This window comes from Streptomyces sp. NPDC037054 (assembly GCF_055606745.1).
This window is the reverse complement of record NZ_JBVJSJ010000004.1, coordinates 15,588-31,355: the sequence shown is the minus strand read 5'-3', so window position 1 is coordinate 31,355 and position 15,768 is coordinate 15,588. Positions and strand designations below refer to the sequence as shown.

General features: G+C 70.9%; 12 protein-coding genes. 5 read left to right on the top strand and 7 right to left on the bottom strand.

The window, feature by feature from the left end; all coding sequences use genetic code 11:
- The first annotated feature begins 125 nt into the window (after nt 1–125).
- Nucleotides 126–644: a pyridoxamine 5'-phosphate oxidase family protein gene (locus tag ACZ7D7_RS11085; protein WP_470823741.1), complete on the top strand. Its 519-nt coding sequence runs from the start codon at nt 126–128 to the stop codon at nt 642–644.
- A 28-nt stretch (nt 645–672) separates the two neighbouring features.
- Nucleotides 673–1,128, top strand: coding sequence for a VOC family protein (locus tag ACZ7D7_RS11080; protein WP_470823740.1), 456 nt, complete (start codon nt 673–675; stop codon nt 1,126–1,128).
- A gap of 236 nt (nt 1,129–1,364) precedes the next feature.
- Here the strand turns inward: ACZ7D7_RS11080 and ACZ7D7_RS11075 are convergent, their stop codons facing one another.
- Nucleotides 1,365–2,924, bottom strand: a complete 1,560-nt coding sequence (locus tag ACZ7D7_RS11075; protein WP_470823739.1) for a pectate lyase family protein — start codon at nt 2,922–2,924, stop codon at nt 1,365–1,367.
- A gap of 474 nt (nt 2,925–3,398) precedes the next feature.
- Here ACZ7D7_RS11075 and ACZ7D7_RS11070 point away from each other — a divergent pair, with 474 nt between their 5' ends.
- Together ACZ7D7_RS11070 and ACZ7D7_RS11065 are read left to right on the top strand one after the other, a co-directional pair.
- Nucleotides 3,399–4,448, top strand: coding sequence for an endonuclease/exonuclease/phosphatase family protein (locus tag ACZ7D7_RS11070; protein ID WP_470823738.1), 1,050 nt, complete (start codon nt 3,399–3,401; stop codon nt 4,446–4,448).
- 137 nt (nt 4,449–4,585) lie between these two features.
- Nucleotides 4,586–5,809, top strand: a complete 1,224-nt coding sequence (locus ACZ7D7_RS11065) for an MFS transporter (protein WP_470823737.1) — start codon at nt 4,586–4,588, stop codon at nt 5,807–5,809.
- A 233-nt stretch (nt 5,810–6,042) separates the two neighbouring features.
- Here ACZ7D7_RS11065 and ACZ7D7_RS11060 read toward each other — a convergent pair whose 3' ends face one another.
- The 3 genes from ACZ7D7_RS11060 to ACZ7D7_RS11050 all read right to left on the bottom strand — a co-directional run bounded on the left by ACZ7D7_RS11060 (nt 6,043) and on the right by ACZ7D7_RS11050 (nt 9,691).
- The gene (locus ACZ7D7_RS11060) at nt 6,043–7,800 is read right to left on the bottom strand and encodes an NAD+ synthase (RefSeq protein WP_470823736.1); all 1,758 of its coding nucleotides are present in this window, start codon (nt 7,798–7,800) and stop codon (nt 6,043–6,045) included.
- Between the two features lie 566 nt (nt 7,801–8,366).
- Nucleotides 8,367–8,993 carry a DUF305 domain-containing protein gene (locus ACZ7D7_RS11055; RefSeq protein WP_470823735.1) on the bottom strand — a complete coding sequence of 209 codons (627 nt, stop codon included), beginning with the start codon at nt 8,991–8,993 and terminating at the stop codon, nt 8,367–8,369.
- Nucleotides 8,990–9,691 carry a DUF3105 domain-containing protein gene (locus tag ACZ7D7_RS11050; protein WP_470823733.1) on the bottom strand — a complete coding sequence of 234 codons (702 nt, stop codon included), beginning with the start codon at nt 9,689–9,691 and terminating at the stop codon, nt 8,990–8,992. Before ACZ7D7_RS11050 ends, ACZ7D7_RS11055 begins: the two co-directional genes overlap by 4 nt.
- Before the next feature lie 311 nt (nt 9,692–10,002).
- On the opposite strand from ACZ7D7_RS11050, the gene ACZ7D7_RS11045 reads away from it, so the two are divergent.
- Nucleotides 10,003–11,364: a glutamine synthetase family protein gene (locus tag ACZ7D7_RS11045; protein WP_470823732.1), complete on the top strand. Its 1,362-nt coding sequence runs from the start codon at nt 10,003–10,005 to the stop codon at nt 11,362–11,364.
- Between the two features lie 55 nt (nt 11,365–11,419).
- On the opposite strand, the gene ACZ7D7_RS11040 is transcribed toward ACZ7D7_RS11045, so the two are convergent.
- From ACZ7D7_RS11040 to ACZ7D7_RS11030, 3 genes are read right to left on the bottom strand one after another with little or no spacing between them, the layout of a single operon-like run.
- Nucleotides 11,420–13,492: an SPFH domain-containing protein gene (locus ACZ7D7_RS11040; protein WP_470823731.1), complete on the bottom strand. Its 2,073-nt coding sequence runs from the start codon at nt 13,490–13,492 to the stop codon at nt 11,420–11,422.
- Nucleotides 13,432–14,871: a TIR domain-containing protein gene (locus ACZ7D7_RS11035; protein ID WP_470824245.1), complete on the bottom strand. Its 1,440-nt coding sequence runs from the start codon at nt 14,869–14,871 to the stop codon at nt 13,432–13,434. Before ACZ7D7_RS11035 ends, ACZ7D7_RS11040 begins: the two co-directional genes overlap by 61 nt.
- Complete coding sequence (locus ACZ7D7_RS11030) at nt 14,871–15,434, bottom strand: toll/interleukin-1 receptor domain-containing protein (protein ID WP_470823729.1); 564 nt, start codon at nt 15,432–15,434, stop codon at nt 14,871–14,873. The genes ACZ7D7_RS11035 and ACZ7D7_RS11030 overlap by 1 nt, the downstream gene beginning before the upstream one ends.
- Between the last annotated feature and the right edge of the window lie 334 nt (nt 15,435–15,768).

The following is a 15,768-nucleotide window of genomic DNA, read 5'->3' as shown; positions in this document are numbered from 1 at the left end:
GCGTACGGGTGCGGGGCGCGGCGCGGTGGGAACACGTCCCTGGAAGGGGCGGGGCCCGCACGAGCGACGGCGCGGGGCCGGGGCCGCGGGGCCCGGCGCGGGACCGTCCGGTTGGGAGGACACCGATGACGCAGCCGAGGAGCGAGCCCGAGGCCCGTGTCGACCTGCGCTACAGCGACCCGTCGGCCACCGCGACGCCGTGGGCGGACGCGGAGCCGCTGCTCGCGTCGGCCGAACTGTTCTGGATCTCGACGGTGCGTCCTGACGGGCGCCCGCACGTGACGCCGCTGCCCGCGGTGTGGTCGCGGGGCGCCCTGCACTTCTGCACGGGGCCGGAGGAACGCAAGGCCCGCAACATCGCCGCCAATCCGCACGTCGCGCTGACCACCGGCACCAACATCTGGAACCGGGGCTACGACCTCGTCGTGGAGGGCGAGGCGGTGCGCGTGGCCGACGACGTGAGGCTGCGCGAGCTGGCGGCCGGGTGGGAGGCGAAGTACGGGGACTTCTGGCGCTTCGAGGTGCGGGACGGGTATTTCCACCACGGTGCCGGCCGGGCGCTGGTGTTCTCGGTGGCGCCGCACACCGTTTTCGGGTTCGGTAAGGGTGAGCCGTTCAGCCAGACGCGATGGCGGTTCGCCTGACTCCCGCGCCGACGAAGGAGCCGAGACCGTGGACATGACCCTCGAAGTGATCCCGCTGCCGGTGAGCGACATCGACCGGGCCCGGGACTTCTACCGGGACAAGGTCGGCTTCCACGTCGACATCGACCAGGAGGTCATGCCGGGCCTGCGGATCGTCCAGCTGACCCCGCCGGGCTCCGGGTGTTCCATCGCCCTCGGCGACTCCATCTGGGAGCTGGCGAAGGGCCCGCGCCCGGAGCCCGGTTCCTACCAGGGCCTTCAGTTGTGCGTCGCGGACATCGAGGCGGCCCGCGCGGAGTTCGTCGGGCGGGGTCTGGACGTCTCGGAGCCGGTGCGGTACTCGCCCGACGACGGGGCGACGTTCCTGTACTTCACGGACCCGGACGGCAACGGCTGGTCGGTGCAGGAGTACCGGCGCCGGGCGACGGAACCGCTGCACAAGCTGCTGGCGTCCCTGGCGGCCGGCGGGAACGGCGGGAAGTAGCCCGGGGGCCGTCGCGGCGACGGCCCCCGGGCGGTGACTCACTTACGAGGACTAGGGGGTGTCGTTTGGATCAGCCTGGCTGCGAGGTGCCGCGCCTCTTGCCGACCCGAGCGGGGTCTGGTGCGTGCAGCTGCAAGGCGGAGGAGGGCGGCGACGCGGAGCGTCGGCAACCGACGACAACGCCGCAGATGTGCGTGCCAGACCCCGCGACGCCGGGGTGATCCAAACGACAGCCCCTAGCTCGCGTACGTCTCGAACTCGGCGACCTTCGGGGTGCCGGTCGAGCCCGTGATCTGGAACGTGATCTTGCTCAGCGAGACGGTCGGGATGTCGATGACGCCCGCGCCGCTGCCGGAGGCGAGGGTGGCCCCGGTGTCGTGGTTGAGGACCTTCCAGGAACCGATGGCGCCGACGGCCCCGGACGCCTCCCGGATGTTGATCTTGGACACGGTGGTGGCGGAGGCCCACTTGACCGAGACGGAGCCGGTCGAGCCGGCCGGTGACCAGTAGGTGCTCATGTTGCCGTCACGCACGTTGCCGTAGCTGGTGCCGTCGGCCTTGCTCGTGCCGTCGGCGCCGGCGCCGAGGCTGAGGTTGGTGCCGGTCGGCGGGGTGGTGGGGTCGGTCGGCGTCGGCGTGGGGTCCGTCGGGGTCGGCGTCGGGTCGGTCGGCGTGGGGCTCGGCGACTGCGGGGTGCAGCTGCCGTCGGACACGCGAAGTCCCTTGTTGGCGCCCGCCGTCTGGCTCACGACGCCCGGCACGCAGGTGGCCGGGTCGGGGCTGAAGGCGTACGGGATGGCGACCGTGGTGTTCGACGTCGGGTTGGGGCCGGCGGGGTAGTTGTCGGTGCCGGGGCTGGACCAGGTCACGTTGTCGAAGATGTTGCCCGAGACCTGCCAGTAGCCCTTGGCGTCGGTGTAGAAGGTGCCGAGGACGTCCTTGGAGTCCTCGAAGTAGTTGTTGTCCACCTTGGCCTTGGCGCCGGCGCGGGAGTTGATGCCGGAGGAGTTGATGCTCTTGTAGTGGTTGTTGTACATGTGGCCGACGCCGCCGCGCAGCAGGGGCGCACGGGAGTCGATGTTCTCGTACAGGTTGTGATGGAACGTCACGTAGCCGTTGCTCAGGTCGCTTTCGCTGGACCCGATGAGGCCGCCGCGGCCGGAGTTGCGCAGGATGCTGTACGACAGGGTGACGTACTGGGTGTTGTCCTTCATGTCGAAGAGGCCGTCGTAGCCCTCCGACTCGCCGCCGGACGCCTCGAGCGTAGTGTGGTCGACCCAGATGTTGCGGACGTTGCTCTCCATGCCGATGGCGTCGCCGCCGTTGGAGAGGGGCGAGCCGGACTTCTTGACGTTCCGGACGGTCACGTTCTGGATGATGATGTTCCGTGAGTCACGGATGTGAATGCCCAGTTGGTCGAAGACGGCACCGCTGCCGACGCCGACGATCGTGACGTTGCTGATCTGCTTGAGCTCGATGCGGTCGCTCGCGGTGCTGCAACTGGGGCCGGAGACCTGGCTGGTGTTGCCGTGATTGATGGTGCCCTCGACCTGGATGGTGATCGGGGTGCTGCTGCTGGCCCGGCTGCACAGGGCCTGGTGGATCGCGGTGCCGGTGGTGGCGCGGACGGTCTGGCCGCCCGCCCCGCCGGTGGTCCCGCCGTTCTGGGTCGCGAAGCCGGTGGCGCCGGTGGTCGCGGCCGACGCCGAGGGCATCGACAGGGCCACACCGGCCGCGGCGGCGACGGCCCCCGTGGCCAGGACCGCGCTGAGTCGCAGGGCGACTGGTCGTCTCATTCTCGTCTCGCCTTCGTCCTCGAATGCAGGATGGTGGGGTGGCGCTGGGTCATGGCACGGGCACGTCAGTAGGGCGGGTGGCGCCCGTGCCGAGGTCTGTTGGCGGCTCGTGCGTCGTGCGTCAACTCGCGGCTGGGGCCGCGGAGTTCGCTTCCGACGGAACGGTCCCTCGCTCCGGGAAAGCGCTTTCTGGCGCGCAGAATAGGGCCGCGTTCAGCTGGCTGACAAGAGTTCGCGCATCTGCACAGCGTGACCGCGCGCATCGGGGCAGGTGAGAGGGCCGGGACTGTGCGGGTTTCGTCACAGTGCGGCCGGGGTCGGCGTCGGACGGAACTCCGGGCGCGGGGTCGGTCGTCATCGTGCCCGTACGGCCGTCACGGGACGGCGAGGAACGGAGCCGTTCATCCCCTGCCGGGGCACTAGGGTCGTAGGCGCGGGGGTGACGGTGCGCACGGCAGGTAGTGAGGCGACGGTATGGCGCAGCAGGCGTACGTGAGGGATACGGGCAACGGCGACTCTCAGCCCGAGGGCCCGGAATCCGGATTCCGGCGCCTGCGTTCCCGGCTGACCGCCCTGCGGGGCGATCCGGGGATCTGGCGGCGCGGCGTGCTCGTGGCCGCCGTGGCGGTACTGCTGGCGCTGGTGATGCTGGCCCACTCGCGCATTCCGAACGCGGTCGGCAACCTCGGCAGCCTCACCGAGACCTTCCTGCCCTGGCTGGGACTGCTGGTCCCGGCGCTGCTGGCCCTGGCCCTGGTGCGCCGCTCGGCGACCGCGCTGATCGCGGTGCTGGTGCCGGCGGTCGTCTGGCTGACGCTGTTCGGGGGGCTGCTGACCGACAAGGCGGCGCCCGGAGGCGAGCTGACGGTGGCCACCCACAACGTCAACGCCGACAACCCCGACCCCTCCGGCACCGCCCACGACGTCGCCGCCTCCGGCGCGGACATCGTGGCCCTGGAGGAGCTGACGGACTCCGCCGTCCCGACGTACGAGAAGGCGCTCGCGTCGACATATCCGCATCACGCGGTCGTGGGCACGGTCGGCCTGTGGAGCAAGTACCCGATGTCCGGCGTCGAGGACGTCGACATCAAGCTCGGCTGGAAGCGCGCGATGCGCGCCACGGTCACCACGCCGTCCGGCCGGGTCGCGGTCTACGTCGCCCACCTCCCGTCGGTCCGCGTGAAGCTGGAGGCCGGTTTCACGGCCCGCCAGCGCGACAAGAGCGCCGACGCGCTCGGCGAGGCCATCGCCGGTGAGCCGCTCACGCGCGTCGTGCTGCTCGGCGACCTCAACGGCACCATGAACGACCGCGCGCTGAACGCCGTCACCTCCCAGATGCGCTCCACGCAGGGCGCGGCGGGCAGCGGCTTCGGGTTCAGCTGGCCGGCGTCGTTCCCGATGGCGCGCATCGACCAGATCATGGTCAAGGGCGTCGAGCCGGAGAGCTCCTGGACGCTCCCGCGCACCGGCAGCGACCACCTGCCGGTCGCCGCGCGTGTGAGGGTCGACACAACGACCTCCTGAAAACCCCAGGTCAGCCCCGGATCGACACGCGAAGGCAACCACCCGTCAACACATCGGAACACCGCGCCTGAGAGACTTTGTTCCGTACTTGAACTTAAAGACGTACGGAACCCTCTCTGAAAGGCACAGGCCCCTCCATGCCCCTGGCCCTGCTAGCCCTCGCCGTGGGCGCCTTCGGCATCGGCACCACCGAGTTCGTGATGATGGGCCTCCTGCCCGACGTCGCGGACGACCTGAACGTCTCGATCCCCAGCGCGGGCCACCTCGTCTCGGCGTACGCGCTGGGCGTCGTCATCGGCGCCCCGCTGCTCGCCGCCGTCACCGCCCGCATGTCCCGCCGTACGGTCCTGATCGCCCTGATGGTGCTGTTCGTGGTCGGCAACGCGCTCTCCGCGTTCGCCCCCGACCACCACTGGCTGCTCGCGGCCCGCTTCCTGAGCGGTCTGCCGCACGGCGCCTTCTTCGGCGTGGGCGCCGTCGTCGCCACCACCCTGGCGAGCCCCGGCCGCAAGGCCCGCTCCGTCTCCCTGATGTTCCTCGGCCTGACGGTCGCCAACGTCGTGGGCGTCCCCGTCGCCACGCTGATGGGCCAGCACCTGGGCTGGCGGGCCACCTTCCTCGGCGTGAGCGCCATCGGCCTGGCCGCCATCGCCTCCCTCGCGCTGCTCGTCCCGCGCGACCACCGGCACGCCGAGGCGACCGGCCTGCGCGGCGAACTGGCCGCGCTGCGCTCCCTGCCCGTGTGGCTGGCGCTCGGCACGACGGTCGCGGGCTTCGGCGCGCTGTTCTCGGCGTACAGCTACATCACGCCGATGCTCACCGACTCCGCCGGGTACGCCGACACCAGCGTCACCGTGCTGCTGGCGCTGTTCGGCGTCGGCGCGACGGCCGGCAACCTGCTGGGCGGCCGGCTGGCCGACCACGCGATGCGCGGCACGCTCTTCGGCGGCCTGACGGCCCTGGTGGTGACGCTGGCGCTGTTCCCACTGCTGATGACCACGCCGTGGACGGCGGCGGTGGCGGTCACCCTGCTCGGCACGGCCGCCTTCGTCACCGGCTCGCCGCTCCAGCTGATGGTGATGGAGAAGGCGTCGGCGGCCCCGTCCCTGGCGTCCTCCGCCAACCAGGCCGCCTTCAACCTGGCCAACGCGGGCGGCGCCTGGATCGGCGGACTCGCCCTCGCGGCGGGCCTGGGCACCACGTCCCCCGCCCTGGCGGGCGCGGCCCTGGCCGTCCTGGGCCTGGCCGTGGCGGCGACGGCGTACGCGGTGGACCGCCGCCGCGCGACGGCGCCGCACGCCTCGCGGGAACGACTCGTGGCGTCGCACGTGCCGCTGGAGGCGGAGGCGGCGACGCGCTGAGTGCATGGGGCGCGTGGGCATGCGGGGCCCGTGGGCGCGCGGGGCCCGTGGGCACGCGGGCGCCCGGGAGCCCTTGGGGCGCCTGGGGCACGTGGGGGCGCATGGGGCACCTGGGCGCCCTGGAACCGCATGGGGCACCTGGGGCACCTGGGCGCCCTGGAACGCCTGGGACGCCTGGGCGCCCTGGGGCGCGTGACGAGGGGGCCCGGCGGCAGCCGGACCCCCTCGCGTGTCTACCGGCCCGTCTCGCGCCAGCCGTTGGTGATGGGCAGGCGGCGGTCCTTGCCGAAGCCCTTCGGGGAGATCTTGGTGCCCGGCGGGTACTGGCGCCGCTTGTACTCGGCGGTGTCGACCATGCGCAGCGTCTTCGTCACGAGCGCGGGGTCGAACCCGGCGGCCACGATCTCGTCGGCGCCCTGGTCGCGGTCGACGTACCGCGCCAGGATCGCGTCGAGCACGGGGTAGTCGGGCAGCGAGTCCGTGTCGACCTGCCCGGGCCGCAGCTCGGCGCTGGGCGGCTTGGAGAGGGAGTTCTCCGGGATCGGCGGCGTCTCCCCCCGCTCCGCGGCGGCACGGTTGCGCCACTCGGCGAGCCGGAACACCAGCGTCTTGTAGACGTCCTTGATCGGCCCGTACGCGCCCACGGAGTCGCCGTAGAGCGTCGAATAGCCCACCGCCAGCTCGGACTTGTTGCCGGGCGCGAGGACGATGTGGCCCTCCTGGTTGGAGAGGGCCATGAGCAGCGTGCCGCGCAGCCGGGACTGGAGGTTCTCCTCGGCGAGCCCGGTCAGGCCCAGGGCGCCCATGTACGCGTCGAACATCGGCTCGATGGACACGGTACGGAAGTTGAGCCCGGTGCGGCGCGCGAGGTCGGCGGCGTCGTCCCGGGAGTGCTGCGAGGAGTACTTGGACGGCATGGAGACGCCGTACACGTTCTCGGGGCCGACCGCGTCGCAGGCGATGGCGGCGACGAGGGCGGAGTCGATGCCGCCCGACAGGCCGATGAGGACGGAGCGGAAGCCGTTCTTCTCGACGTAGGCGCGCAGGCCGACGACGAGGGCGGAGTAGACCTCCTCGTCGTCGTCGAGCCGGGGGGCGTGCGAGCCGGTCGCCTCGGGCTCGTAGGGGGCGAGGGGCTCCTCGGAGAGCACGACCCGCTCGATGCGCAGCCCGTCGTCCACGACACCGGTGGGGGCGTCGGCGGACGCGGCGGGCAGGTCCAGGTCGAGCACCAGGCACTCCTGGGCGAACTGCGGGGAACGCGCGAGGACTTCACCGGCGGCGTCGACGACGATGGAGTCCCCGTCGAAGACGAGCTCGTCCTGGCCGCCCATCATGGCGAGGTAGGCGGTGGTGCAGCCGGCCTCCTGGGCGCGCTTGCGGACGAGCTCCAGGCGGGTGTCGTCCTTGTCGCGCTCGTACGGCGAGGCGTTCACGGACAGCAGCAGGCCGGCCCGGGCGGAACGGGCCGCCGGGACGCGGCCGCCGTCCTGCCAGAGGTCCTCGCAGATCGCCAGGGCGACGTCGACGCCGTGCACGCGCAGGACGGGCATGGTGTCGCCGGGCACGAAGTAGCGGAACTCGTCGAAGACGCCGTAGTTCGGCAGGTGGTGCTTGGCGAAGGTGAGCACGATGTCGCCGCCGTACAGCACGGCCGCGGCGTTCTGCGGGGCGCCGGCGGGCTGGCCGTACTTCGGCTGCGCCGTCTCGCAGCGGTCGAGGTAGCCGACGACCACCGGGAGGCCGCCGAGGCCTTCGGCGGCGAGGCGGGCGGCGAGGTCGCGCAGGGCGGCGCGGGACGCCTCCACGAAGGAGGAGCGCAGGGCCAGGTCCTCCACGGGGTACCCGGTCAGCGCCATCTCCGGGAACGCCACGAGATGCGCTCCGCGGTCGGCGGAGAGGCGGGTGCGGCGGACGATGGTCTCGCTGTTCCCGGCGAGGTCGCCGACGCGGGAGTCGATCTGGTTCAGGGCGAGGCGTAGTTGAGGCACGGGGTTCAGTGTAATCGTCAGAGCGACGTTATGGGTATCGGGTGCCGGTCGGTGTTGCTGTCGGCGTCACGGTGTTTGCGGTGACCGGCGTGGGCTGGTTGCCGTCCGCGCCCACCCGTGCGCCTACCGTCCACACGTGGGTCGGGGGCGTGGGGCCGGGGCGAGCCCGCCGCGGTCGGGCCCTTGCACGGGCCCACAAGTGACCGCCGGGTGGTAACCGAGTAAGCGGCGGGCTTTCGCCCCGGCCCCACGCCCCGCTCCCGTCGTACGGCGGCTGCCGGAAGGACGTGGCCCGGCGGGTTCGGAGGAGGTGGGGCACCTGGGCCGCAGTCGCGTACGGCGGGAAGGGGACGTGGCGGGGGGTGTCCGCCCGCAGCGGACGGCGCGTCAACGCCGCGAGCTTCTCAAGACACCTTGCCCGCGCCGTTCCGAGGACGGACACCCCCCGGCGCGGCCCCGACCCCACCACCGGGCCGTAGGCGCTACGCGCACCCCCACCGGAGCCGCGCGGGCCGCCGCAGGCATCCCCGCCCAGCACAGCGGCAGCGCCCCGCGCAGCGCCCCGCTCAGCCCAGCGGCAGCGCCCCGCGTTGCCGCAGCATGTCCGCCATCAGCCCGATCTCCGACTCCTGGGCCTCCACCATCCCGCGTGCCAGCCGTTTCTCCACGCCGACCGTGCACTTCTCGGCGCAGCCCTGCGCCATGTGCACCCCGCCCTTGTGGTGCTCGGTCATCAGCTGGAGGTAGTAGACCTCGGCCTCCCGGCCCTTCAGCCGGGCGAGCTTCTTCATCTCCGCGTTCGTCGCCATGCCCGGCATCAGCGCCCCGTCCCCCTTGGTCGGTGCGGCGCTCATGCCCATCCACGTCATCGGCGGATCGGCGGACACCTTCGGCAGTTCCCACAGGTCCAGCCAGCCCAGCATCATGCCCCGTTGGTTCGCCTGGGTCTGCGCGATGTCGTACGCGAGCCGCCGCACCTCCTCGTCGTCGGTGCGGTCCCGCACGATGTACGACATCTCCACGGCCTGCTGATGGTGCACGGCCATGTCCCGGGCGAACCCGGCGTCGGCGGACGACGCCGCGGGCGCGTCGGCGCCCGTCCCGCCGTCGTCGCCGGCGACCGCGAACGTCACCCCGCCGGCGGCGACGAGCACCGCCGTCGCGGCCCCCGCGACCCAGCCGGCCCGCCTCACTGCGGCAGCCCTCCCGTGCACGCCGCACCGGGCTCGGGCGTCTGCGCGCCCTGGACGAACTTCTCGAAGAACTTGTCGACGTTCGGGTCGTCGGCCCCGCTGACCGTCCGCTGGTGACCCCACGCGGACAGCATGATCGGGTCCTTCTGCTCCGCCACGGGGCTCATCAGCGTGTACGGCGTCTTCTTCACCTTCGCCGCGAGCGCGTCCACGGCGGCCTTGTCGGCCTTGTCGTTGTACGTCACCCACACCGCGCCGTGCTCCAGCGAGTGCACGGCGTTCACGTTGTTGAGCTCCTTGGTGTAGACGTCCCCGTTGCAGTTCATCCACACCTGGTTGTGGTCGCCCCCGACGGGCGGCACGGTCGGGTACTTCACGGACTTGGTGACGTGGTTCCGGGACAGCTCGCCCTTCCATTCCTTCACGCCGTCCGCGCCCGCCACGAACTTCCCGGTCGACTTGTCGTCGGAGGCGCTGTCGGAGCCGGACTGCGACCGCACCAGCACGACACCGCCCACGACGAGCGCGGTGACGACCACGGCGACAGCGCCGATCGTGAGGACCCGGTTGCGCCGGTCGCGGGCCTGCTCCGCCCGGCGCATCTCGGCTATCCGTGCCTGGCGCGCGGAGCCACTGCTGTCCTTGCCGGTCTTGCTGTTCTTGCCGGCCTTGCCGGAACCGTTCTTCGCGGAACCCATGGTTCGTGTCCTTCGGGGGGAGGTGACGGAGGAGGCCCGCTGATCGTACTGGGATACGAGTTCCCAGCCGAGACCACCGCGGCGGCCTCCGGCCCTCCTGCCGTTACGTCCGCCGCCGGCAGCAGGCAAGATGGGCGGCAGAGCAGTAACCCGCAACCCGCCGGACGCCAGGCGTTCAGACCCCGGTCGGCCGCCCGATCAAGGTCCGCAACGCGCGTGAAATGGGGTTGTGGTGGGATGCTCAGGTGCCCGACCGCCACCCGTGGGACCGGAGACAGGCGGCCTGACCAGCAAGGATGGGGAAGCGGAAGATGGACAAGCAGCAGGAGTTCGTGCTCCGTACGTTGGAGGAGCGCGACATCCGTTTCGTACGCCTGTGGTTCACGGACGTGCTGGGCTTCCTCAAGTCGGTCGCCGTGGCCCCCGCCGAACTGGAGCAGGCCTTCGACGAGGGCATCGGCTTCGACGGCTCCGCGATCGAGGGCTTCGCCCGGGTGTACGAGTCGGACATGATCGCCAAGCCGGACCCGTCCACGTTCCAGGTGCTCCCCTGGCGCGCGGAGGCCCCCGGCACGGCCCGTATGTTCTGCGACATCCTCATGCCGGACGGCTCGCCGTCCTTCGCCGACCCGCGCTACGTCCTCAAGCGGGCCCTGGCCCGCGCCTCCGACCTGGGCTTCACGTTCTACACGCACCCGGAGATCGAGTTCTTCCTGCTGAAGGAAAAGCCGGTCGACGGCTCCCGCCCGACCCCGGCCGACAACTCGGGCTACTTCGACCACACCCCGCAGAACGTCGGCATGGACTTCCGCCGCCAGGCGATCACGATGCTGGAGTCGATGGGCATCTCGGTGGAGTTCTCCCACCACGAGGGCGCCCCGGGCCAGCAGGAAATCGACCTGCGCTACGCGGACGCCCTGTCCACGGCGGACAACATCATGACGTTCCGCCTGGTGATGAAGCAGGTGGCGCTGGAGCAGGGCGTGCAGGCCACGTTCATGCCGAAGCCGTTCAGCGAGCACCCCGGCTCCGGCATGCACACCCACCTCTCCCTCTTCGAGGGCGACCGCAACGCGTTCTACGAGTCCGGGGCGGAGTACCAGCTCTCCAAGGTCGGCCGTTCCTTCATCGCGGGCCTGCTCAGGCACGCGGCGGAGGTGTCCGCGGTGACGAACCAGTGGGTCAACTCGTACAAGCGCATCTGGGGCGGCACGGAGCGCACGGCGGGCGCCGGCGGCGAGGCCCCGTCGTACATCTGCTGGGGCCACAACAACCGCTCGGCGCTGGTGCGCGTGCCGATGTACAAGCCCGGCAAGACGGGCTCGGCGCGGGTCGAGGTCCGCTCCCTCGACTCGGGCGCCAACCCCTACCTGTCCTACGCCGTGCTCCTGGCCGCCGGCCTGAAGGGCATCGAGGAGGGCTACGAACTCCCGCCGGGCGCCGAGGACGACGTGTGGGCGCTGTCGGACGCGGAGCGCCGCGCGATGGGCATCGAGCCGCTGCCGCAGAACCTCGGCGAGGCGCTGGACCTGATGCAGCGCAGCGACCTGGTCGCCGAGACGCTGGGCGAGCACGTCTTCGACTTCTTCCTGCGCAACAAGAAGCAGGAGTGGGAGGAGTACCGCTCGGAGGTCACCGCGTTCGAGCTGCGGAAGAACCTGCCGGTGCTGTAGGCGCGGGTCGGAGCCGGTTTCGCGCTGAATCGGCGGACGGGGCCGGCCGGGATGCCTAGTCGGTGTCCCGCTGGACGTCCTGGGCGTCTGCCTGGTGGTCGCCCTTGTCGAGCGACGGCCTGGCCCCGCCGTCGGTCACGGCCTGCTGGGGCAGGCCCCGCACCTTGTCCAGCAGCTCTTCCAGTCGCGCGATCGGCTGCGTCTCCAGGTAGGCCGAGAGGTCGCCGCCGCCGATGAACTGCGGAACGGGCGCCTTGGTGATCTCGGAGAGCATTTCCAGCACCATGACGTTGTTCAGGCCCAGCGCGTCGATGCGGGCCCGCAGGTCCAGAGCCATGCGTCGGCTCTCGCGCCGTACGTTCACGGCGTCGATGGCGTCTTCGCGTTCCGCGTTGGCCAGCTCCAGGTCGAGCAGTTCGCTGCGCATCTGTTCATGGGCCGGCCTCTTCAGGATCTCGTTGAGCTGCGGGTCTTCGGCCCTGAATTCACCGAGGGTGGTGTTCCGGGCCTCCACGCCCCATTCTCTGAGCGCGTTGCGCACCTGCGAAGCCAGGTCGGTGCGGGTCTCGGCGTACGCCTCCAGGAATTCCTTGACGGTGGCGGCCGCGGCGATCTCGTTGAAATAGGAGGCGACGATGGCGCCCAGGACCCGTTCCACGAACCGCTGGACGGGGAGCGGGTTCCAGTCGAGGCCGCCGATGCCCGTCATCTGGCTGCCGCCGTTCTTGCTGACGAGAACAGGCGCGGACTCCGGCGGGATCTGGAGGGTCTGGCTCATGTCCACGAACAGCCGGTGTCCCTGGACGGTGACCGTGATCCGGCCCAGGTGCGCGTCGTAGTTCAAGTACTCCGCCTGGGTCTTGTCGTTCCATTCCAGGATGAGCACCCGTGTCGGAATCAGCACGACGCGCACGAAATACGGGTTGAGGGCGCAGACGGTTCCCTCGCGCAGGGTCTCCTCCTGCACGCCTCGGGTCCCGCCGTTCGCCAGGAACACCCACGGCAACTGGAATCCCTGGTGCCCCGGCACGCGCGGCCCGAGTTGATCGGACGACTGCGGATCGGCACCTTCGAGCGTGATCACCACACCGGTGTAGCCGATGGGAATGGTGATTTCCTGAAGGTGCTGGGGGGTCAGCTCGCCGTGTCCGGTACCGACGTTGTGACGGGTGAAGACGTCGAACAGCGCCGGGTTGATGTCGTAGTACGCACCTCCCTGGAGAATGGCCAGCTGCATGCCCTGTTCACCGCCACCGGTCAGGAACCGGCCGCCGTCCTGGAAGTTGTCGCACTCCACATGCGGGCCGAAGAGCCGGCCGGGCGGCCGGACGCCGCCCGCCTTGGCGCTGACCAGGCCGATGCATTTCTCCTCGATGTACACACGGTCGACCTGCTCGACCTCGAAGAGTTCCGTGTTGATGTAGTAGGCCTGCCCGCCGGCCAGCGTGGCGACCTGCCTGCCCTGCTCCCCTCCGTTCAGCAGGAAGGCCTGGCCGTCCTGGAAGTTGTCGCACTCCACGGGCAGTGCCAGGGGGCGGCTCGCCGGCCGCGCCCTGCCCTCCTTCGCCGTGACCAGGCCGAGCTTGTTCTCGGCCACCCGGGTGCGGGGCACGAATGTGATCCGGTACATGAAGGGCAGCAGCCAGCTGGCGCGGTCGGGCAGCAGGGTGCGCGCCTGGATTCCGCGGGTGTTGTAGGGCGTGATGTGGCGGAAGTCCGGATGACTGCTCCCCCGGGTCCGGGCCACGATGCCGACGTGCTCGGGCGGAACGGCACGGTAACTGCGCAACGCGACGAAGGCGGCGATCGAGAGCGCGACGACCAGAAGAAGGATCAAGTTATTCACCTTTGACAGCTCGTGGCCGGCCAGCGCGTACAGAATTCCGAGAAGAATGACTTCGAGGACGACATTGTTCTTCCATGCCTTGCCGCTCCTCTTGCGTTCGCGGTCCTTGCGCACGGCCCGGAGGACGAGCACCACGATGCCGAACACGTAGACGAGCAGAAACACGATGGACCATTCGAGGTACACGGCAACGGCCAGGCCACTCAGGAAAATGACCAGATTCACCTGCTGACCTCCCGGTGGCAAGGATGCAATTGCACGGCCAGGACCGTGGCGGTCCACTGGTCGTACCAGTCGAGAAAGAGCTCGTTCTGCGGATTGCGGAGCGTGGGGTAGAAGCCGCCACGAGGGCCGGGCCCCGCCTGGCCGGCGAACTCGCGGTAGCCGCGCGGCACCGCCGCGTCCACGGAAGTCCGCCATCCGCAGGCCACCGACAGCGCGAGGAAATCCGCGTGCCGGGCGCGGCGCACGCCGCCCAGCGCCGCCTGCGCGCGGAAGCCCTGTCTGCCGTGCGAGTGGTCCGCCCACACCGCGTCCACGCCGGCCAGCACCGAGGAGGGGATCCTGCGCACGTGCCGCGCGCCCAGCCAGCCCTCGTCGAGCCGGTCCGCCGCCTCCAGGACGACGGCGGTGGTCAGCAGGTCCGCGTGCGCGAACTCGCCTTCGGACAGGTAGGTGTCGAGGCGCTCGAGGGAAGCGGCGGGCGGGACCCGTACCGCGCCCACCGCCGGCCGGGTGAGCGGCGCGGGGAACACCGGGGCCGGTTCGGCCTGTTGGCCGGCGCCTCCCGCGGTGTCCAGCTCTTTCAGCAGGTCGAGTTCGAACGGGCGCAGCAGCCGGCCGTCACGTGCGTCGACGTACCAGGTGTGCGCCAGGTGGTAGTTGCGCTGCCCCTCCAGCAGGACGGGGAAGAACGGACGCTGGTGCAGCATCCCTTCGAGGATCATGCGGGTGATGTCGTCGGAGTCCTGGGAGTGCGGCGACATCAGCACGATGACGGCCGCGGCGAAGGCCAGTTGCTGCCGGATCGTCCAGAACTGGGCGTCCCCCGGCCTGAGATCGGCGGCCGACCAGACGGGTAGCCCGGCCGTCCGCAACTGGTCGGCGAGCGCCCGGCCGTACGCCGCGTCGGCCTGGGCGTAACAGATCACGAAGGCGCGCCGGTCCGGCTCCGTCACGGGGCGGGCCGGCGACGGCAGCGCCGCCGCGAGGTTCTCCTCCCGCACCGGCGCGGCACGGGAGCCGCCCGGCCCTTCCCGGGCGGTCTCGCCCAGGATGACCGCGCAGAGCTCCTCGACCCTGTCCTCGTACGCGTGCTCGTCGACGTTCCTGAAGTCGCGCCAGACCCGGTTGGCGGCGAAGGGCGGCAGGGTGGTGTCGCCGATCAGCACGGGAATGAACCGCAGGTTCCGCGCCGCTCCGGCCGTGGCCAGGGCCGCGTATTCCTCAAGGGCCCGCGTCGATGTCGCCGAAGCGGGACTGACGACCACGACGGCGCACGCCGCGTCACTGATCGCCGCGTCGGTGCGGTGTACGACCACGTCGCCGGGGAGCACGTCCCACTCGTCGAAGAAGACTCTCAGGCCGCGCCGGGAGAGGCCGTCGGCCAGTCTCCTCACCCAGGTGCCGTCCTCGTTGGCGTAGGAGAGGAAGACGTCGATCAGGTGGCATCACTCCGCGGCCGCACGGCTCGCACCAGCGTGGCGAGGCCTTCTTCGTACCGTGCGCTGCCCGGGTCCCGTAGGTCCACCGGTCTGCGGATGCGGGCGAAGGGCGGCAGTTCCACGTCCTCCACGAGCACGGGGACGAACCTCCGGCCGCCGGAGTGCACGCGCTGGAGCAGGGCCGCGTACTCGTCGCGGATCGCGGCGTCGTCCATGGTCGCGCCGCTGAAGACCAGCAGACCGTTGGCCGAGGCACGCAGGGCCGCTTCCTTTTCCAGGCTCTCCACGAGGCCGGGGCCGATCCACTGGGCCAGAAAGACACGCAGTCCTTCGCCGCGCAGCCGGGAGGCCAGCGTTTCCGCCGCTCCGCCGTCGGCCTCGGCGTAGGAGACGAACACGTCGTAGCTACCGCCCGGTTCGACGACAGGCGGTACGGGGGCGGGGGCGGGGGTGGGAGTCCGTCTGCGGACCATCCGGCCACGGACCTCGACGACGGTCGAGACGACTGCGGCGACAGCACCGACGGCTCCCACCACTAATCCCCACTCTTCGGGCCCCATAACGGAAAGATTACCCAGGGCCCCGGCGGTTCCGCAGGCATTCGCTCCGTGAACTGCCCGCCCGGCGGGATGCTTTCCGCCAGGCGCGGACGTGCGAGCCGGCGCGTCCGGAGCCTCGAGGACCGGCCGGCCCAGGGGGCGCACCCGCCGGCCGGTCCCGACCGTCGAGGCGATGTGGCCCACCTCACGGTCGACCGCATTCTGTCTACAGTATGCCCTCCTTGGCAAGGTGCCGGTCGGTTCCTGGACAGGTGCGCGGGGGTATGGAATACAGTATGCAATCTACAAAGGGGAGGCCAGTCAACGGGCTCCCCCGGACCCAGGGAGCCGTTCC